The following is a 19,832-nucleotide window of genomic DNA, read 5'->3' on the forward strand; positions in this document are numbered from 1 at the left end:
CCGATGCTGGATGTGCTGGGCCTCGAACCCGACGACGAGTCCGTCTACCGGGCGCTGCTCGGACGGCCGAACTCCACCGCGGTCCTCCTCGCCGATCTGGGCGTTCTGCCGCAGGCCCACGTCGACAAGGCCCTGGCCCGCCTCGTCGGGTGGGGGCTGGCGACCAGGTCGGCGGATGCGCGGTTCACCGCCGCGCCACCGGCCATGGCGCTCGGCGCGCTCATCAGCCAGCGCCGGGACGGGCTGCGCATGGCCGAGCATGCCCTGGTGACCTTCGCCGAGGAACACCGGGCGGCGATGACCGGGAGCAGCATCAACGATCTGATCGAGGTGGTCACGGGCGTCGACGCCATCCGGCACCGCTTCCTCCAGGTGCAGCAGGCGGCCCGCACCCAGGTCCGCTCCTTCATCACCGCACCGTTCGTCGCCCTGCCACCCGACGAGAACACGGCAGAGCCGGTGGCCCTCGGCCGCGGGGTGCACTTCCGGGCGGTACTGGACCGGGCCGTGCTCGGGGAGCCGGGCATCATCGACGACGCGATCGACTCCCTGGGCAGGGGCGTGCATCTGCGGGTCGCCGACGAACTGCCGATGAAACTCGTCCTGGCCGACGCCGACCTCGGCCTCGTCCCGCTCGCGGTCACAGCGGCCGGAGAGCCCGGCGCCGTGCTGCTGCACCGCTGCGGCCTTCTGGACGCGCTGGACGCCCTCTTCGAGACGGTGTGGCGCACCGCCCATCCCCTCGAACTCTCCGGGACCGGCGGAGAAACCGACCTCACCGTCGAGGTCGGGCCGCAAGGCCCCACCGACCTCGACCGCAGGATCCTCGCGCTGCTCCTGGCCGGCCTGACGGATCTGACGGTCTCGACCCAGCTCGGTCTGTCACCGCGCACGCTGCACCGGCGCCTGCGACGTCTCATGGACATCGCCGGAGTCCGGTCCCGGATGCAGCTCGGCGCCTACGCCGTACGACACGACTGGACGGACACGGACTGAACGGGGCCCCGCGCGTGCGAGGGGCCCCGTCCCTACGGTCACTTCACCGAACCCGCCATCACCCCCTGCACGAAGTGGCGCTGGAAGGCGAAGAAGACGACCACCGGCACGATCAGGGAGAGGAACGCCCCCGGCGCCAGGACGTCGATGTTGCTCCCGAACTGCCGTATCTGCGACTGCAGTTCCACCGTCAGCGGCTGCGAGGAGCTGTCGGCGAAGAGCAGCGCCACCAGCATGTCGTTCCAGACCCAGAGGAACTGGAAGATGGCCAGGCTGGCGATGGCCGGGCGCCCCACCGGCAGCACCAGCTGCGTCAGGATCCGCCACTCGCCACCGCCGTCCATCCGCGCGGCCTCCAGCATCTCGCGCGGGATGTCGGCGAAGTAGTTGCGCAGCAGGAAGACGGCGAACGGCAGCCCGTAGGCGACGTGGAAGAGCACCACGCCCGGGATCGTGCCGAACAGACCCAGCTGCCCGAACAGCTTCGCCACCGGCAGCAGACCCACCTGCACCGGCACCACCAGCAGTGCCACCACGCCCAGGAAGATCCAGTCCCGTCCGGGGAACTCCAGCCAGGCGAAGGCGTATCCGGCGAGCGCCGCGACGACGACGACCAGGAGGGTCGTCGGCACCGAGATCAGCACGGTGTTCCAGAAGGCCTGCGTGATGCCCGCGTTGCCCAGCAGGGCGGTGTAGTTGTCGAGGGACAGCTGACCGGGGCCCGTCAGCGCCGTCCACCAGCCGCTCGCCGCGTTGTCGCTCGCCGAGCGCAGTGAGGACAGCAGCAGTCCGGCGACCGGAGTCACCCAGACCAGGCCGACCACGGCCAGGAACGCCTGGACCAGACCGTTGCCCAGCCAGCGGCGCAGTCGGCCGCCCGGCATCGTCGCGGTCGCACTCATCGCTGACTCCTACGGAAGCGGCGGACGTTGAACACCATCGCGGGGATCACCAGCAGCAGGAGCAGCACACCGAGCGCGCTGCCGAGCCCCTGGTCGTTGCCGCCGCCGAAGGACACCAGCCACATCTGGGTGGCCAGCACGGTGGCGTCCTCCTGCACCGGCCCCGGCGCGATGATGTAGATCAGGTCGAAGACCTTCATCACATTGATCACCAGCGTCACGAAGACGACGGTCAGCACGGGTGCGAGGAGCGGGACGGTGATCCGGCGGAACACCTGCCACTCGTTCGCCCCGTCCATCCGCGCCGCCTCCAGCGCGTCGCGAGGCAGGGAGGACAGCCCCGCGCCGATGAGCACCATCGCGAAGCCCGTCCAGATCCACAGGTACGCGCCGATGATCGCCGGTGTGACCAGGGCGGGGCCGAGCCAGGCGACACCCTCGTACGGCGGCGCGAAGTTCTCCGCGGGCAGCCGGACCGTGTACGCGCCGGCCCCGAGTCCGGTGAAGCGGAACGACCCGTCGGCCGCGGTGACCGTGGTCGCGACGGTCTTCCCCTCGCGGACCGCCGCCACCGTCATGCCGGGCAGTCCCCGCTCCGCGGTGTCGATCGCGCCGGGCCGGCCCCCGCCGCCGGGCGTGAAGTCCAGGTACACGGCGCCGGCCACGTCGCCCGGACCGGCCTTGCCGACGGCCGCCTGCTTCGCCTCGGCGGACAGCTCCTTGGGCGGTACGCCGACGAGACCGAGGGCGACGCTCTGCCCCGGGGAGACGGTGTCGGCCGTCCCGTACGAGCCGTCGGGCAGCCTGTCGAGCCCCTGCCCCTCGCGGGCCCGGGCGGACGGGTACGAGGAGGAGTCCTGGAACGCGTCGTGCACGCCGACCACCGCGGCGTTCAGCACGCCCCTGTCCGGGTCCTCCTCGTACGCGAGACGGAAGATGATGCCCGCGGCGAGGAAGGAGACCGCCATCGGCATGAAGAGCAGCAGCTTGAAGGCGGTGGCCCAGCGGACCTTCTCCACCAGCACCGCGAGGATCAGCCCCAGCCCGGTCAGCAGGGTCGGTGCGACGACCACCCAGATCGCGCTGTTGCGGACGGCGGTCAGGGTGGCCGGGTCGCTGAACATCTCCGCGTAGTTGTCCCCGCCGACGAACCGGGTGCCGGACGCGTCGAAGAGGCTGCGGCCCACGGAGAACAGCACCGGGTAGACGACCAGCGCGCCGAGCAGGAGCAGCGCGGGCAGCACGAACGCCACGGCGACGATCCGCCGACGGCGCCTGGCCCGGTCCCGCGGGCTTCTGTCCCGTCGGCCGCCCTGCGTGGCCTCGGCCCGAGCGGGCGGGGGAGCGGTGACTGCGGTCATGACGGCCGCCTCAGCCCTTGTACGCCTTGGCCGCCGCGCCCTCCAGCGCGGCGGCCGTGGCGGCCGGGTCCGACGGGTCGCGCAGGAAGTCCTGGAGGATCTTCCACTCGCCCGCTCCCTTGGTGCCGCCGAACGCGGCCGGGGCCTGGTCCGACATGTCGAAGCGCACCGAATCCCCGGCGTCTATCAGGGACTTGGCGGTCGCGCGCAGCGTGTCGTCGCCGTAGGAGGCGAGGTCGAGCTTCTTGTTCGGCGAGAGGAAGCCGCCCGCCTCGGCCCACACGGCCGCGGCCTCCGGCGTCGCGAGGTACTCCAGGAACGCCATGGCGGCCTTCTGGTTCTTGCCGTCCTTCAGGACGACCGCCGCGTCACCACCGCTGACCACCGGCGCCTTGCCGCCCGCGACGGCCGGGAAGGGGAAGAACGTGGCGTCCACCCCGATCTTCCTCCCGAACTGGTCCTTGGCGACGCCGGCGACGAAGTCCCCCTCGTACACCATCGCGGCCTCGGGCTCCGGCCCGAAGACCTTCTCGACCGAACCGGGGAAGTCGGTGCCGAGCGCGCCCTTCTGACCACCCGCCACCAGCTTCCTGTCGGCGAAGAGGGTGCCGAGGGTGGTCAGTGCCTTGACCACGGTCGGGTCGGTCCACGCGATCTCGTGCTTCGCGAGCCGGTCGTACTTCTCGGGGCCCGCCTGGGAGAGGTAGATGTTCTCGAACCAGTCGGTGAGCGTCCAGCCGTCCTCACCGGCGACCGCGAAGGCCGGCAGGCCCGAGTCGGAGACCGTCTGCCCGCTCGTGAGCATCTCCTCGTACGTCTTCGGCGGCTTCACGCCGGCCTGGTCGAACGCCTCCGGGCTGTACCAGACGGTCGACTTGTGCGCGGCCTTGAAGTACAGGCCGTACAGGGCGCCGTCGACGGAGCCGTACTCCTTCCACACCGGCGCGTAGTTGGTGTCGACGGACTTCTTCGCCGTCTCCGACAGCGGCTTGAGCCACTTCTGCCGGGCGAACTGCTGGAGCACGCCGACCTGGGGGACCATGACCACGTCGGGGGCGTTGCCGCCCTCGATCTTGCTGCCGACGACGGTGGAGACGTTGTCGCCGGTGGACACGAACCGGGTCTTGGCGCCGGTCTTCTCGGTGAACGCGTCCAGCACCTTCTGGAAGTTCTTCTGTTCGGCGCCCGACCAGACACCGGCCACGTCGAGGGTCTGTCCGGACAGTGCCTTCTCGCCGCCTCCGGCGCTCACCGGGCCGCCGCCGCACGCGGTGGCGGCGAGCGCCAGGGTCAGTGCGGAGCAGCACGCCGTCGTCATCCGTCGCATGGTCATCGCAGTTCCTCCAGGGTGGTGTCGTCACTGATCCACCAGGCGGCGGTGGACCCGGGCAGTACTCCGGTCGGGCACGGTCCGCTGGACAGCAGCGGCGCGCCGGAGACCGGTGCGGGCACCGGAGCGGTGCCGAAATTGACGGCGCAGACGAGCCCGTCGCCGCGCAGGAAGGCCAGCACGCCGGGCGGCGCGTCCAGCCAGCGCAGGGTGCCCTCGCCCAGCTGCGGCAGTCCGTGCCGCAGCTGCAGGCCCTCGCGGTACAGGTGCCAGACCGAGCGGGTGTCGGCCAGCGCCCGGTCGGTGGCGTGCTCGGCGAACCATCCGGGCTGCGGCAGCCACGGCTTGGCGCTCTCCGCCCCGGTGCTGAAGCCGAACGGGGAGGCGTGCCCCGACCACGGCAGCGGCACGCGGCAGCCGTCGCGGATCCGGGCCCGGCTGCCGGTGCGCCGGAATATCGGGTCGGTGAGCACCTCGTCCGGGAGGTCCACGACCTCCGGCAGGCCCAGCTCCTCGCCCTGGTAGATGTACGCGGCGCCCGGCAGGGCCAGCATCAGCAGGGCGGCGGCGCGTGCCCGGGCGGCCCCGAGCCCGCTGCCCTCGGTGCCGGACTCGCCGTACCGGGTCACGGTGCGCACCTGGTCGTGGTTGTTGAGCACCCAGGTGACGGTGGAGCCGGTGCCCGCGATGTCGCGCATCGCCTCGTCGATCACCTTGCGGAAGCTGTCGGCGTCCCAGGGCGCGCCCAGCAGGTCGAAGAAGAAGGCCTGGTGCAGCTCGTCGGGGCGGACGTACCTGGCGTGCTCGCGGGCGGTCGGCACGGAGACCTCGCCGACCAGCAGCCGCTCGTGCCCGTCGCGGGCCGTGTACTCCTCGCACACCGAGCGCCAGTGGCGCCACACGTCGTGCACCTCGGGCTGGTTCCAGGCGAGCGGGTTGACCGAGTCGCGGGTGCGTGCGTCGGCCTCCGGGTCGGGGGAGTCCGGCAGGTCGGGGTGTTTGAAGAGGCCGGCCGCCACGTCGATGCGGAAGCCGTCGACGCCACGGTCCAGCCAGAAGCGCAGGACGTGGTCGAAATGGGCGCCGACCTCGGGGTTGCGCCAGTTCAGGTCCGGCTGTTCGGGGGTGAACATGTGCAGGTACCACTGGCCGGGCGTGCCGTCCGGCTCGGTGACCCGGCTCCAGGCCGGCCCGCCGAACATGGCGTGCCAGTTGTTGGGCGGGGTGTCGCCGTCCGGCCCGCGGCCCTCGGCGAAGTGGAAGCGGGCCCGGGCCTCACTGCCGGGGCCGGCGGCCAGGGCCTCGCGGAACCAGGCGTGCTCGCTGGAGCAGTGGTTGGGGACGATGTCCAGCAGCACCTTGACGCCGAGCCGACGGGCGTCGGCGACCATCAGCCCGAACTCGGCGAGGTCGCCGAAGACGGGGTCCACGTCGCAGTAGTCGGCGACGTCGTACCCGTGGTCGTGCTGCGGCGACGGGTAGAAGGGGCTGAGCCAGATGCCGTCGACCCCGAGCCGCTTCAGGTACGGCAGGCCGGCCCGTACACCGGCGAGGTCGCCGATCCCGTCGCCGGTGCTGTCCAGAAAGCTGCGGACGTACACCTGGTAGATCACCGCGTCGCGCCACCAGCGACGGCGGCCTGGGGCTGTGAGCATCACCCGTTGACCTGTATTTCTGCGTGAAGGGGTGCACGCCACCCAGAGCGGGTAGCGGTTATGCATGCATGTTAAGTAGGTGTGTCGCGGGGGTGTCAACGAAGCTGCCGGAAGTCGACGCTTGTTGGGATGGAATGCCCTGGTTTGTGACGACCGTCAGGGCGCACGGGTCCGCATGCTGATACCTAACAGGTAAGTACGCCGCGTGGGGTGAAGGGCGAAGGCGCGCGGAGGCGGAAGGGGGCGCGCGAGGTGTCAGCGGCGACGGGCGATGGCCGCGAGCTCGTCCGCGAGCCGCCGCACCGCTGCCTCGGGCGTCTGGTGCTGTGTCATCGCGTCATGCGCCACCGCCTGCACCGCGAGGCTCACCTGCTCGTAGTGCGGGCTCTTGGGGCGCGGTGCGGCCGCGAGCACGCTCGCCCGCAGCGCGGGCAGATACGGGAAGCGCGCCACCAGCGCCGGATCCTCGTACAGCGCGGCCCGCACCGGCGGCAGGGCGCCCTCGCCGAGGACGCGGCGCTGCACTCGTTCGCTCGTGAGGTACGCGATCAGGTCGCGAGCCGACTCGGGGTGTCGGGCCTGACTGCTCACGGCCAGATTGGAGCCGCCCAGGACGCTCGCCCCCGGCCCCTCCGGGCCCGGCAGCGGCACGGCGCCGAACTTCCCCGCGACCTTCGACTGCGCGCCGGAGGCACCTGCGTACGCGTACGGCCAGTTGCGCAGGAAGAGCAGCCGGCCGTCCTGGAAGGCCTGCCGGGACTCCTCCTCCTTGTACGTCAGGGCTTCCCCCGGTATCCAGCCGTCCCGTACACCGCGGGCGAGGAACCCCAGCCCGGAGCGGGCGGCCGCCGAGTCGACCGTGACCCGCTCGCCCTCGTCGCCGAGGATCGTCCCGCCCGCCGAGTACACGGCCTCGGCCGCGTTGACCGTCAGCCCCTCGTAGGGCAGGAACTGGCCCGCGTACCCGCCCAGACCGTACTTCGGGGCGATGGTGCGGGCCTGCCGCTCCAGCTCCGCCCAGGTCCGCGGCGGGCGCTGACCCTCACGGGCGAGCACGTCCTTGCGGTAGAAGAGCATCCCGGCGTTCGTCACGTACGGGACGGCGTACAGCCGGCCGTCGTACGTCGCGGTGTCCACCACCGGAGGCAGGAAGCTCTCCAGGGGGAAACGGTCGCGCTCCAGCGGCGCGATCCACCCCGCCGCGGCGAATTCCGACGTCCACGCCACGTCGATGTTGAGCAGATCGAACCTGCCCTCGCCCGACCTCAGATCCGTGATCATCTGGGCGCGGGTCTCGTCGGCCGAGTCGGGGAGCTCGACGACGGTGACCCTCTCGGCAGGATGCGCGCGGTTCCATCCGTCCAGGACCCGTCCGAGATAACCGGTCAGGTCACCGGCGGTCGCCAGCGTCATCGGGCCGCGGCCGCTCGTGCGCTCCGCGCCGCCCGACGGCGTCCCGGAGGCCATGTACCCGGTCAGGACGACCGCGAGAGCCAGAAGACCCCTACCCGCGGCCCGTATCCACCGCATAGGTTCCTCCCAGAGCGCCGCGCCGTACACCTTCGTCCAGCAACAGGGCATGTATACCCGTTAGGCATGGGCGATACTAGAGCCCACATCACACCGGGAGCACGGCAAGGGAGGACAGTACGGGTGCGCCATCCCCTCCTCGCCCTCCTGGCCAGGGGCCCCGCCCACGGCTACGAGCTCAAGCAGGACCTTGAGCAACTGCTGGGCGCCGCGTACCCTCCCACCAACGTCGGCCAGATCTACGTCACGCTCGGCCGCCTCGAGAAGTCCGGGCTGATCGAGGGCGAGGAGATCGCCCAGGAGAGCCGGCCCAACAAGAAGATCTACCGCCTCACCGAAGCCGGGCAGGAAGCACTGCGTTCCTGGTTCGACGAGACGGCGGACGAGCCGAGGGTACGGGACGAGTTCTTCATGAAGCTCGCCCTCGCCCCGCGCACGGGTCTCGCCGACCAGATCGCCCTCATCAACAAGCAGCGACGCGAATACCTCACCACCATGCGCAATCTGTCCAAGCTGGCCGCCGTCGAAGACCGGGACAACCGCATAGCCCACCTGCTGATCGAGGGCGCCATGCTCCACCTCCAGGCCGACCTCGACTGGCTGGAGCGCTGCCAGGAGGAGCTGGAGGAGCTGCAATGACCGACTCCGCCATACCCGTGCCGCTGCTGCGCGCCGAGGGCCTCGTCAAGACCCACCACGGCGAGGGCGCTCCCGCCCACGCCGTGCGCGGCGTCGATCTGACCGTACGGCGCGGCGAATTCGTCGCCGTCACCGGACCCTCCGGCGCCGGCAAGTCCACCCTGCTGCATCTGCTCGGCGGACTCCAGCGTCCCGACAGCGGCTCGCTCCTGCTGGATGGCGAGACCACCGACAACTGGACCGAGGCACGCTGGGCGGTGGAGCGGCGCCGCCGCATCGGCATCGTCTTCCAGTTCTTCAACCTCGTCTCCAACCTCAGCGTCGCCGACAACGTCGAACTGCCCGCACTCCTGGCAGGCACCTCCGCCAAGCGGGCCCGCGCCGAACGCGAGAAGCTCCTCGCCGAGCTGGGTCTCGACACCAAGGCCCGCAGCATGCCCGGCGAGCTGTCCGGCGGCGAACAGCAGCGCGTGGCCCTCGCCCGCGCGCTGGTCAACCAGCCGCGGCTGCTCCTCGCCGACGAACCGGCCGGCAGCCTCGACAGCAAGGGCACCCGCGAAGTGATGCGGCAGCTGGCCCGCTTCCACCAGAACGGCCAGACCATCGTGCTCGTCACCCACGACGCACGGCTCGCCAGCGCCGCGGACCGGGTGATCAGCTTCTTCGACGGCCGCATAGCCGACGACGCCGAACTGGGTGGCACCCCGCCGCGCGGCAACGGCCTCGCCGGCGTGCTGGAACTGAAGGACTGACCCGTGCGGGCCATGCTGCGCTGGGCGCACGCCGATCTGCGCACCCACCGGGGCGAGGCGCTGTTCATGGTCGCCGCCACCGCCGGAATCGTCGCATCGCTCCTCCTGGCCACGGCGCTCTTCGGCTACGCCACCAACCCCTGGCAACGGGTCTTCACCCAGTCGCGCGGCGCCCACGTGTGGATCCACACCAGCCCCGCCGCCGACACCGGCCTCCTGCCGGCCCTGGACGGAGTCGAGCAGGTCTCCGGCCCCTACCGCACGGCGGCCGAGACCGTCGCCTCCCGCGGCACGCGCGCCCGCGTCGAACTGCGCGCCGCGCCCGACGAGCCCCCCGCCACCGGCCGGCCCCTGCTGACGTCGGGCCGCTGGCTCGACGACACCGTCCCCGACGGCGTCGTCCTGGAATCCAGCCTGGCCCGCGCCCTGTGGGCCGAACCCGGCGACCGTCTCACCGTGCCGACCGGCCGGACCCTGACCGTCCTCGGCGTCGCCGACAGCGCCGAGTCCCGCTACAGCCCCGGTGAACGGCCCGGCACCGTCTGGGCCCTGCCGCGCGCGGTGCCGGAACGCGGCGGCGGCCAGGTCGTCGGACTGCGCCTCGCGGACCCGGACGACACCGACTACGTCGTCCAGCGCGCCGTCACCGTGCTCGGCGCCGGAGCCGTCACCGACGTCGGTACCTGGCAGCAGGGCCGCGCCGAGGCCCAGGGCGACACCCGGCTGCTCGGGCAGGTCCTCGGCCTGTTCGGACTCGGAGCCCTGATCGCCGCCGCCCTCGCGGTCTTCGGCGCCATCAGCACCCGGGTCCGCGGCCACCTGCGGGACATCTCCGTCCTCAAGGCCATCGGGTTCACACCCGGCCAGGTCGTCCGTGTCTTCCTCGCCCAGCACCTCGCCTTCGCCGTGCTCGGGGCGGCGCTCGCCACGGCGGCGGTCCAGACGCTCGGCGCCCGCCTGCCCGGCCGGCTCGGCGACGCCGTCGGCGTCTGGCAGGGACTCCCGGGCCACACGGCGGCGCTGCTCGCCGTGCCCGTCGCGGCGGTGTTCTTCATCGGGGTGGCGACCTGTCTCGCCGCATGGCGTGCCGGGCGCGTCGAGCCCGTACCCGTCGTCCCCGCCGCCGCGGCGGCCGGCCGAGGACTGTCCCGCGCCGCCCGGGGAGCGCTCGGACTGCGCGTACCGGCCACCCTGGTCCTCGGCTGGCACCGGGCCTTCGGACGAGGACGGCGAGCCCCGGCCACCATCGTCCGCCTCGCCCTGCCCCTGCTCCTGATCACCGTCGCGCTCAGCGCCTGGACCACCATCGAGCGGTTCGACACCCGGCCCGAGCAGCTCGGCCACGCCGCCGCGCTCACCGCCCGCCCCGACGCGACGCTCACCGACCGCGAGGTCGGCACGCTGCTGGCGACCCAAGACGAGATCGTCGCGGCCCACCCCGGGCTAGAGGTCGCGGCCCTGGTCCCCGGCCAGACGGGCACCATCGCGCTGCGCGGCCTCGGCACCCGCGACGAGCCCTACCCGTACACGATCGCCGAGGGCCGCCCCATCGGCGGCCGCGACGAGGCCGTCGCCGGCCAGGGCCTGCTCGACCTGCTGGACGTACGCGTCGGCGACTGGGTCCGCGTCACGGTCGGCGGCCACCCGCAGGTGCTCCACCTCGTCGGCCGCAGCATCGAGCCGGAGAACGGTGGCCGGGTCATCTCCACCTCGCTCGACACCCTCCGAGAGAACGACCCGTCGCTGAGCCCCACCCTCTACCAGCTCCGTCTCGAACCGGCCGCCGACCCGCGAGCCGTCCGCGCCGAGCTCGCCGACACCTCCGGGGGGCACCTCGACGTCCACGGGGTCGCCACCCCCACCGACGGGCTCTCCGCCCTGCGCGGCGTCGTCGTCGGCCTGATCACGGTCCTCGCCCTGATCGGCCTGACCGAACTCTCCACGGCGATCGGCGGCAGCATCCGCGACGGTGAACGCGACCTGCTGGCCCTGAAGGCCATCGGCCTCTCCCCGCGCCAGATCACCGCCGTCACGGTGACGGCGATCGGCTGCACCGCGCTCGTCGCCGCTCTGGCCGCGACGGCCCTCGGCGTCCCCCTGGCCCACTGGCTGATCGACCACGAGGCCCACACCATCGGCATCGGTGCCGGAGTGGCCCAGGTCCCGCCCGCCGGACACCTCGCGTCCATGAGCGCCGCCTCCGTGCTCGGCGCGATCGCCCTGACGGCGCTCCCCGCCGCCCGCGCGGCCCGCCGCCGCCTCGCGGACACCCTCAGCGCGGTCGCCTGACGCCTCCCGCCACGGCACGGCGCCTGACCCGCCCCGTTCCGCGGGCGGTGAGACACCCGGCCTCCGGTGGTGGGTTCTGCCGAGGAGGGCCAGGCTGGGAGGTGCGTCCAGGCGGCGAGCACGCCGCCTGGCTCCCGTATGCCCGCCCGCACCCGGCGAGGAGACCCATGCCGACGGCGCACCCGCACTCCACCGCGACGGCCCGAACGGCCGGCGCAGCCGATCGCGGAGAAGACGTTTACCGCGGCGACGGCGGGCGAGGCGACATGTCGAGACGTGGGCAGCGAGGTCGAGACCCTCTCAGGCGGGACGACCCGACATCGCACGAGCCCCGACCGACGGGCGACGGCCCCTCTGCCCCGGTCACGCGCCGACGTGTCACCGAGGGGCGCGCCACCGCTGAGCTCAAGGAAAGGCAGATTGACCGATGACCGAGAGCCGACCCGCCACCACGACCGATTCCGGCGCCCCGGTCGAGAGCGACGAACACTCGCTCACCGTGGGCCCCGGCGGTCCGATCCTGCTGCAGGACGCCTACCTCATCGAGCAGATGGCACAGTTCAACCGGGAGCGGATCCCGGAGCGCCAGCCCCACGCCAAGGGCAGCGGCGCGTTCGGCCACTTCGAGGTCACCCACGACGTCAGCGGCTACACCAAGGCGGCCTTGTTCCAGCCGGGCACGCGGACCGATCTCGTGGTCCGCTTCTCGACCGTCGCCGGCGAGCGCGGCAGCCCGGACACCTGGCGCGACCCGCGCGGCTTCGCGGTGAAGTTCTACACCAGCGAAGGCAACTACGACATGGTCGGCAACAACACGCCGGTGTTCTTCGTCAAGGATCCGATGAAGTTCCAGCACTTCATCCGGTCTCAGAAGCGCCGCGCGGACAACAACCTGCGCGACCACGACATGCAGTGGGACTTCTGGACCCTCTCCCCGGAGTCCGCGCACCAGGTCACCTGGCTCATGGGGGACCGCGGCGTGCCGCGCACCTGGCGCCACATGAACGGCTACACGTCCCACACCTACATGTGGATCAACGCGTCGGGCGAGCGGTTCTGGGTGAAGTACCACTTCAAGACCGACCAGGGCATCGAGTTCTTCACCCAGGCCGAGGCCGACCAGATGGCGGCCGTCGACACCGACTACCACACGCGGGACCTCTTCGAGCACATCCGGGACGGGGAGTTCCCTTCCTGGACGCTGTACGTGCAGGTCATGCCGTACGAGGAGGCCGCGGGGTACCGGTTCAACCCGTTCGACCTGACCAAGGTGTGGCCGCACGGCGACTACCCGCTCATCCCGGTCGGGCGCATGACGCTCGACCGCAACCCGACCGACAACCACGCCGAGATCGAGCAGGCCGCCTTCCAGCCCAACAACCTGGTGCCCGGTATCGGGCCGAGCCCCGACCGGATGCTGCTGGCCCGGCTGTTCTCCTACGCGGACGCCCACCGCCACCGCATCGGCACCAACTACCAGCAGCTCCCCGTGAACGCGCCCGTCGCCGACGTCCACACGTACTCGAAGGACGGGGCGATGGCCTACCGCAACACGACCGACCCGGTCTACGCCCCGAACTCCAAGGGCGGCCCGGCCGCCGACACCGACCGGTTCGGGTCCCCGCCCAGCTGGGCGGCGGACGGCGAGATCACCCGGGCGGCCTACGTCTCCCATCCGGAGGACGACGACTGGGGGCAGCCCGGGACGCTCGTACGCGAGGTCATGGACGACGCCGCTCGCGACCGCCTGGTGGACAACGTGGTCGGCCATCTCCTCAACGGCGTCTCCGAGCCGGTCCTGGAGCGGGCCTTCGCGTACTGGACGAACATCGACAAGGCCGTCGGTGAGCGCATCGCCCAGGGCGTACGGGACAAGGCCGACGAGAAGGATCCCAAGGCGGCCGACCAGGGCAACCCCGCGCGCCGCTCCATGCAGCGGAAGGCGTGAGCCGAGGAGCACCGAGTGCCGGGGCCGGGGCCTTCGGGCCCGGGCCCCGGCACGCTGTTCCCGTCGTGTTCGCCCCCTCGCCGACCCTCTCGTCCGCGTCGGAAGGGCATGTGCGAAGGTGACCCGGTGACCACGCCCGAGAAGACCGACCACCGCCTCCTCTTCGGCTGCATGGGCCTGGGGGGAGGCTGGGACGACGCCCCCCACACGGCCGCCGACATCGACGCCGCGGAGAACGCCGTCGAGGCGGCGCTCGACAGCGGTATCACCGCCTTCGACCATGCCGACATCTACCGGCGCGGAAAGTCGGAAGCGGTCTTCGGCGAGGTCCTGGCCCGCTCGGCCGGACTGCGCGAGCGGATCACCCTGCAGACCAAGTGCGGCATCCGCCTGGCCGAAGAGGGCCGGCCCGGCCTGTACGACCTGCGGGGCCCCTCCATCGTCCGCCGGGTCGAGGAGAGCCTGGAGCGGCTGCGCACCGACGTCCTCGACGTCCTCCTCCTGCACCGCCCCGACCCGCTGGCCGACCCCGCCGACATCGGCGACGCCCTGACCTCGCTGCACCGCCAGGGCCTCGTCCGCCGTTTCGGTGTCTCGAACATGAACTCCGCCCAGATCGCCCGGCTCCAGGCCCACATGGACCTGCCGCTCGTGGCCAACCAGCTGGAGATGAGCCTGCACCGGCGCGCCTGGCTGGAGGACGGCGTGCTGGTCAACACCCCCGAGTCCGCTGCCAACGGCTTCCCCGCCGGTACGGTCGAGCACTGCCTGACCCACGGCATCGGGCTCCAGGCGTGGGGGGCGCTCGCCCAGGGGCGCTACACCGGGGCGCAGCGGACCCCGGAGGAGACGGCCACGGCGGCGCTGGTGACCTCGCTCGCCGAGGCGAAGGGCACCACGCCGGAGGCGATCGTGCTCTGGTGGCTGCAGCGCCATCCGGCCCGTGTCGCTCCGGTCATCGGTACGTCGAACCCGGAGCGCATCCGCGCCTGCCGGGACGCCGCGACGGGCGAGCCCGACCTGAGCCACGACGAGTGGTACGCCCTGTGGGTCTCCGCCCGCGGCGCCGCGCTTCCGTAGCCACGACGAGTCGCTGACGGGGGTACGACGACGGGGCCGGCCCTCACAGGCGAGCCGCCCCGGTGGGCCCGCGGCCCGGCCGCGCGATCACGGCCGGGAGAACAGCTGAGGGGTCTCCGCCGCCCAGTCGATCCGCGCGGCCTCTCCTCCCTCGGGCACGGCGGCATACGTCGCCCCCAGCCAGCTCCGCAGGCCCGCGCGGTCGACGTCGACCACCGCGAACGCCCCGGCCGGGCCCAGCCGGATGCGGACGCGTCCGTCCCTGCCGCCGCGGCGCAGAGGCCACAGACGGACGTCGCCCTCGCCACTCAGGACCCGGGTCCCGGAGCGCAGCAGCTCCCGGGAGAAGGTCCAGACGACGCAATCGCCCAGCGGAGGCCGGAAGGTGATGCGCACCGCCCACGGGTCGTCGGGGTCGTAGTGGAACGAGGCCTCGACGGACAGGCCGATCCCGCCATGGACCTGACGGGCAGTGGTGTGCCACCCCACCGGGGGCGGGGCGGGCGCCGGTGGCGGCTGGGTGGAGTCGTGCCGGCTCGATTCAGACATCGTCACCAGTTCCCTCGGGGACCTCGCGCCGCTGTCCGAGCGGCGCCCTCCCTTCCGCTCGTAACCCAGGAGAAGGATTTCACGCACTCTCCTTGCGAGAGGGGCGCGATTCGCACGCCGGCGGCCGGAAGACCCGGGTGACCCGTACACGCACGCTAACCCGAACGGAAGGCGCCTGCCGGGCAGGAGGTCATGGCAGGCGCCCTGCGCCGTTTGCCGCCGCCAGGCCGCGGGCGGGGTTCCGCGGCGACGGCAGAATCCTTTTCGCGTCACGCGGCGCATACGGGTGATCTTTGGCCGTCCACAGATTTCCCAGTGCCTATGATCCACTGTTGTGACAGAGAGTCAGTACGCCCGGGTCGCCCAGGACTCGGCCGATGTGGTGATCCTCGGGGCCGGCCCGGCCGGCCTCGTCCTGGGGAACCTCTTACTTCGCAGCGGCATCGACTGTGTCGTGCTCGAACGTGCCGGTCGCGACCACGTCCAGAACCGGGCACGGGCGGGTTTCCTCGCCGCGAACACCGTGCGGATCCTGGAACGCAACGGCCTGGACGCAGGACTGCGCCGGCGCGGGCAGGAGCACAGCGTCTGTGAGTTCCGTACCGAGGACGGCCGCTTCCGCCTGGACTACCGGCGGCTCGGCCGGGGCGAGCCGCACACCGTCTATCCGCAGCACGAGCTGGTCGCCGATCTGCTGGCGCAGTTCATCGATGCCGGGGGCCGGATCCGATTCGAGACCGAGGCGGTCGCCGTCTCCGACGCGGACGGCCCCACGCCGACGGTGACCGTACGGGAGGGGGACGGGCGCCCCGGACGCTGGCGGGCACGGTACGTCGCCGCCTGCGACGGCCGCCACGGGGCGGGCCGGCGCTCGCTTCCGCCCGGCGCGGTCCACCGCCACCACCGCGACCACGGCGTGTCGTGGCTGGGCCTGCTCGCCGAGGCGCCGCCGAGCCTGGACGCCGTGGGCTACGCGATCCACCCGCACGGATTCGCCGGGCACATGGCCCGCTCCGCCGAGATCACCCGCTACTACCTGCAGTGGGAACGCGGGACCCAGGCCGACGCCTGGAGCGAGGACCGCGTCTGGGACGAACTCGACCGGCGCATGCGCGCGCCCGAGTACGGACACCTGCTGCGCGGCCGGGTCCTCCAGCGCGCCGTCGTCGACCTCGAGTCCGACGTGCTCGAACCGCTGCGCCACGGCTCGCTGTTCCTGGTGGGCGACGCCGCCGCCCTGATCAGCCCGTCCGCCGCGAAGGGCGCGAACCTCGCGGTGCTGGAGGCTGAGACCCTGGCCCAGGCCCTGACCGACGCCCTCGCACACGGCGACCCCGAGCCGCTCGCCGCCTACTCGGAGCGGTGCCTGGCCCACATCTGGCGTGCGCAGGAGTTCTCGCACTGGATGATCCGCCTCCTGCACGACACCCCCGGTTCCGAGGGCGCCTCACTCTTCCAGGAGCGTCTGCGTCACTCCCGGATCGCCTCGCTGCGCACCTCGCGCACCCACCAGGACTGGTTCGCCGAGAACTACGTCGGCATCTGACCGGCCCTCTCTCCTTCCTCTTCTCTCCTCTTCGTCCCGTTCCGGGCCAGGCCCCGGGCTGCCCGTGCCCCCGCACGGCACGCTCCGGTGGCCGGGCCCGGGCCTCCTCCTTCACACACGGACAGGGAATGTATTCCGAACCTCCCTTCGCCATGCCCGCGACCACGACGACGGCGACCGCCGGCGACGACGCGGAGCGGCTGAGCGCGACCGCCGGATTCGTCCGGGAGCAGGACACGTCCGTCCTGCTCTCACGCGTGCTGCCCGGCCTCGACGGTCCCGAACTGCGGGCGCTGACGGACCGGTGCCGCTTCGCGCACGCCGCCGTGCTCGTCTTCCCGCCCGACGAGCACGCACTGCGGACGGACCTGGCGTCGTGCGGACTGTCCTCCGACGCGCAGGCGCAGCCCAGCGTCGTCGTGCGCGAACGCCTCGCCGCACGCCACCACCGCGATCCCGCGGATCTCGACGTGTGGATTCTCCGTCCCGTGGTCCGCGGCCCCGCCGACGAGCACCGGGCCGTCGAGGTGTTCGCGCTGACCGTGCCACCGGGCTCCGACCTGTCCGGGATCGCCGCCGAGGAACGCCGCCTGGACCACGAGGCGCACCTCGCCTTCGACGTCACGCGGCCCGACCCCCTGGTGCTGCGCGGGCTGTTGGCGAGCTTCGCGCGGCACGGCGCGGCTGCCGACGGGGGTGGATACAACCCGCACGAGGACGGCACCGTGTTCTACTTCACCGCCCCCGCGGACACGAAGACGGCGTACCGGCGCGTCGAGCTGTACGCGAGCGGCGACCACCGTGACGTACTGACCGAGCACCTCGGCCGGTCCCTCGCCCCCGCGAGCCACGCACGAGAGCGGGGCGGACCGCAGCCGGCGGAGACGCTCCTGTGGCTGCTGACCGGCGCCTGGACGACCCAGGCCTTGGCGGCGTGCGCGCGGCTTCGGCTGCCGGAGGCCATGAACCGCCACACGGGGACCGACAGTTCCGAGCTGGCCCGCGCCGTCGGCGCCGACCCGCAGAGCCTGGCGACCCTGCTGCGGTACCTCGCCATGCTGGGCGTCGTCGCCGAAGGCCCCGACGGATTCCGCCTCACCGCTGTCGGCGCACTCCTGGAGGGGGAGGCTCCGGGCTCGATGCGGTCCCTGGCGATGATGTACGGCGGCCCCTTCTACCAGTCCTTCGCCCACCTGACCCACACCGTACGCAGCGGACAACCCGGCTTCGAGCATCTCTATGGCGAGAACCACTTCGACCACTTCGTCCGCGATCCCGAACTCGCCTCGCTCTTCGACCAGTCCATGGTGTCGAGCGCCGCCATGTTCGCCCCCCTCCCCGCGCACCCGGTCCTCACCGCTGCCGCCACCGCCCCCGGCCGCCCTCGCACCGTGGTCGACATCGCAGGCGGCACCGGAGAACTCCTCGGTCGCGTCCTGACCGCCCACCCCACCCTGCGCGGCATCCTCCTCGAACGCCCTCAGGTCCTCGCGGCAGCGCGCACGCATCTGGCCGCCACCGATGCCGGCGGGCGGTGCGGCTACCGGGCGGGCGACTTCGCGGACGTGCCCGCCGGCGGCGACGTCTACATCCTCTCCCGCGTCCTGCACGACTGGGACGACGACCGCTGCCGGGCCATCCTGCGCCACTGTGCCGACGCCATGCCCCGGCACGCGGACCTTCTCATCGTCGAACGCCTCCTGCCGTCCGACGCCACCCCCTCGCTCGCCACCGCGTGGGACCTCCACATGATGTGCAACACCGGAGGCCGAGAGCGTACGGCCGACCACTACGCCCGACTGCTGGAAGAGCACGGCCTCGAACTCGTCGGCCACACCCCGCTCGCGCTGGGCGCCCACGCCCTCCACGCCCGCAGGCCCTGACGGGTCGGGCCACCCGGAGGCGGAACCCGGCCCGTGGCCCGCTCCTCACGTGACGGCCCTTCGCCTCACTTCGCTGACAGGAGGTGTCAGTGAACCGGCCCTAGCATCCGGGCCATGAACGTCATCGTCGAACTCCGTCAGTACACCCTCCATCCGGGTGCCCGGGACACCTTGGTCGACCTCTTCGAGCGGGAATTCGTCACCGGGCAGGAGGCGGCGGGCATCACCGTAGGAGACCGGTTCCTGGACCTGGACGACCCGGACCGATTCGTCTGGCTGCGCAGCTTCCCGGACATGGCGGCGCGGGCGCGGGCGCTGCACGCCTTCTACGAGGGCCCCCTCTGGCAGGCCCATCGAGAGGCGGCCAACGCGACCATGGTCGACTCGGACGACGTGCTTCTGCTGCGCGGACCGGACTTCGCCGCCCCGGACACCACGGGGGGACAGGTCATCGCCACCATCTGCCACCCGCTGGATCCTCCGGCCTTCGCCGACCACGTCGAGCGGCACCTGCGCCCCGCCCTGACCTCCGCCGGGACCCCGGCGGAGGCCGTCTACCGCTCCGAGCACGCGGAGAACACCTTCCCCGCCCTGCCGGTCAGGACAGGTGAGGATGTCCTGGTCCTGTTCACGGCGGGGACGGCGCCGCGCCTGCCGGACCTCTCGACTCAGCTGAGGGCGGCTCCGCAGCAGCTCCGGCTGGAACGCGTCCGGAGCCGCTGAATCTCTCGCGCAACAGGGTCACGCGGCCTGGCCATCCACGGTCGGAGCGGCTACGAATCCCCAGTACAGAAGCTTCACGCCCTCCAGGGAGTGAGTGGGATGACCACCATCGCGCCACCGCCGACCACGACACGTCACGTCGTCGCTCTGCCCTGCGGCCTGCAGAGCCCGGCCGTCGCCCGTCGGATCACGGCCCGCTGGCTGGAGTCCACGGGTCAGGACGCTCGCACGTCCGACGCGGTGCTGATCGTGTCCGAACTGGTCACCAACGCCGTCCGCCACACCGATGGTCCCTGCGTGCTCACGCTGACGGCCCTGGGGCCCTCTCTGGACATGGCCGTCACCGACCACAGCGAGGAGATCCCCGATCTGCACCGCCGGGCCGGCGGGGATCAGCGCGGCGGGTTCGGCCTGGAGATCATGCGCTGCCTCGGCGGCCGGATCAAGGTGGTGCCCCGCCTCGGTGGCAAGACCGTCCACGTCACGCTCCAGGTGGGTGCGCCCGCCACGGACCAGCAGTACGCACGGTCGTGAGGGCCCGACATGCTGGGCCACCCACTCACCCGGTCGGCACGGCCACCCGGCGGGTTCGCATCGCTGGCGGCAGAGTCGAGGAGGGCGGCAGCCCGGCGGCAGGGCCCCGCCGCCC

16 protein-coding genes are annotated in these 19,832 nt (G+C 72.2%); 10 read left to right on the plus strand and 6 right to left on the minus strand.

The annotated features are described in order from the left end of the window. Positions 1-3: 3 nt before the first annotated feature. Positions 4-996, plus strand: coding sequence for a TrmB family transcriptional regulator (locus M5362_RS01745; protein WP_260225421.1), 993 nt, complete (start codon positions 4-6; stop codon positions 994-996). A gap of 38 nt (positions 997-1,034) precedes the next feature. Here M5362_RS01745 and M5362_RS01750 read toward each other — a convergent pair whose 3' ends face one another. From M5362_RS01750 to M5362_RS01770, 5 genes are all read right to left on the minus strand, one after another. Next, the gene (locus M5362_RS01750; protein ID WP_374214395.1) at positions 1,035-1,880 is read right to left on the minus strand and encodes a carbohydrate ABC transporter permease; all 846 of its coding nucleotides are present in this window, start codon (positions 1,878-1,880) and stop codon (positions 1,035-1,037) included. A gap of 14 nt (positions 1,881-1,894) precedes the next feature. After that, complete coding sequence (locus tag M5362_RS01755) at positions 1,895-3,259, minus strand: ABC transporter permease subunit (protein ID WP_260225423.1); 1,365 nt, start codon at positions 3,257-3,259, stop codon at positions 1,895-1,897. 10 nt (positions 3,260-3,269) lie between these two features. Next, positions 3,270-4,592, minus strand: coding sequence for an ABC transporter substrate-binding protein (locus tag M5362_RS01760; protein WP_260225424.1), 1,323 nt, complete (start codon positions 4,590-4,592; stop codon positions 3,270-3,272). After that, entirely contained in the window at positions 4,589-6,244 is a 1,656-nt protein-coding gene (locus M5362_RS01765) for a glycoside hydrolase family 13 protein (protein WP_260225425.1), read from the minus strand. The genes M5362_RS01760 and M5362_RS01765 overlap by 4 nt, the downstream gene beginning before the upstream one ends. Positions 6,245-6,499: 255 nt before the next feature. Next, on the minus strand, positions 6,500-7,774 hold the full coding sequence (locus M5362_RS01770; RefSeq protein ID WP_260225426.1) for an ABC transporter substrate-binding protein: 1,275 nt from the start codon (positions 7,772-7,774) through the stop codon (positions 6,500-6,502). 123 nt (positions 7,775-7,897) lie between these two features. On the opposite strand from M5362_RS01770, the gene M5362_RS01775 reads away from it, so the two are divergent. The 5 genes from M5362_RS01775 to M5362_RS01795 all read left to right on the plus strand — a co-directional run bounded on the left by M5362_RS01775 (position 7,898) and on the right by M5362_RS01795 (position 14,482). Then, positions 7,898-8,413 (plus strand): PadR family transcriptional regulator, encoded by a 516-nt coding sequence (locus tag M5362_RS01775; RefSeq protein WP_260225427.1) that lies wholly within the window; start codon positions 7,898-7,900, stop codon positions 8,411-8,413. Next, entirely contained in the window at positions 8,410-9,165 is a 756-nt protein-coding gene (locus tag M5362_RS01780; RefSeq protein WP_260225428.1) for an ABC transporter ATP-binding protein, read from the plus strand. The genes M5362_RS01775 and M5362_RS01780 overlap by 4 nt, the downstream gene beginning before the upstream one ends. A 3-nt stretch (positions 9,166-9,168) precedes the next feature. Continuing rightward, a complete protein-coding gene (locus M5362_RS01785) occupies positions 9,169-11,454 on the plus strand; it encodes an FtsX-like permease family protein (protein WP_260225429.1) in 2,286 nt (761 codons plus the stop codon). A 427-nt stretch (positions 11,455-11,881) separates the two neighbouring features. Then, positions 11,882-13,402, plus strand: coding sequence for a catalase (locus M5362_RS01790; protein ID WP_260225430.1), 1,521 nt, complete (start codon positions 11,882-11,884; stop codon positions 13,400-13,402). A 126-nt stretch (positions 13,403-13,528) separates the two neighbouring features. After that, complete coding sequence (locus M5362_RS01795; RefSeq protein ID WP_260225432.1) at positions 13,529-14,482, plus strand: aldo/keto reductase family oxidoreductase; 954 nt, start codon at positions 13,529-13,531, stop codon at positions 14,480-14,482. An 87-nt stretch (positions 14,483-14,569) separates the two neighbouring features. On the opposite strand, the gene M5362_RS01800 is transcribed toward M5362_RS01795, so the two are convergent. Then, positions 14,570-15,031, minus strand: a complete 462-nt coding sequence (locus M5362_RS01800; protein WP_260225433.1) for an SsgA family sporulation/cell division regulator — start codon at positions 15,029-15,031, stop codon at positions 14,570-14,572. A gap of 334 nt (positions 15,032-15,365) precedes the next feature. Here M5362_RS01800 and M5362_RS01805 point away from each other — a divergent pair, with 334 nt between their 5' ends. The 4 genes from M5362_RS01805 (at position 15,366) to M5362_RS01820 (ending at position 19,717) form a co-directional block, all read left to right on the plus strand. Beyond that, positions 15,366-16,577, plus strand: coding sequence for a 4-hydroxybenzoate 3-monooxygenase (locus tag M5362_RS01805; protein ID WP_260225434.1), 1,212 nt, complete (start codon positions 15,366-15,368; stop codon positions 16,575-16,577). Between the two features lie 152 nt (positions 16,578-16,729). Further along, positions 16,730-18,460 (plus strand): methyltransferase, encoded by a 1,731-nt coding sequence (locus M5362_RS01810; RefSeq protein WP_260225436.1) that lies wholly within the window; start codon positions 16,730-16,732, stop codon positions 18,458-18,460. A gap of 114 nt (positions 18,461-18,574) precedes the next feature. Then, complete coding sequence (locus M5362_RS01815) at positions 18,575-19,183, plus strand: NIPSNAP family protein (RefSeq protein WP_260225437.1); 609 nt, start codon at positions 18,575-18,577, stop codon at positions 19,181-19,183. A gap of 99 nt (positions 19,184-19,282) precedes the next feature. Beyond that, positions 19,283-19,717, plus strand: a complete 435-nt coding sequence (locus M5362_RS01820; RefSeq protein ID WP_260225438.1) for an ATP-binding protein — start codon at positions 19,283-19,285, stop codon at positions 19,715-19,717. The last annotated feature ends 115 nt before the right edge of the window (positions 19,718-19,832 follow it).

Origin of the sequence: Streptomyces sp. Je 1-79, assembly GCF_025195125.1 — a bacterium.
In the GTDB taxonomy this organism is placed as follows: Bacteria; Actinomycetota; Actinomycetes; order Streptomycetales; family Streptomycetaceae; genus Streptomyces.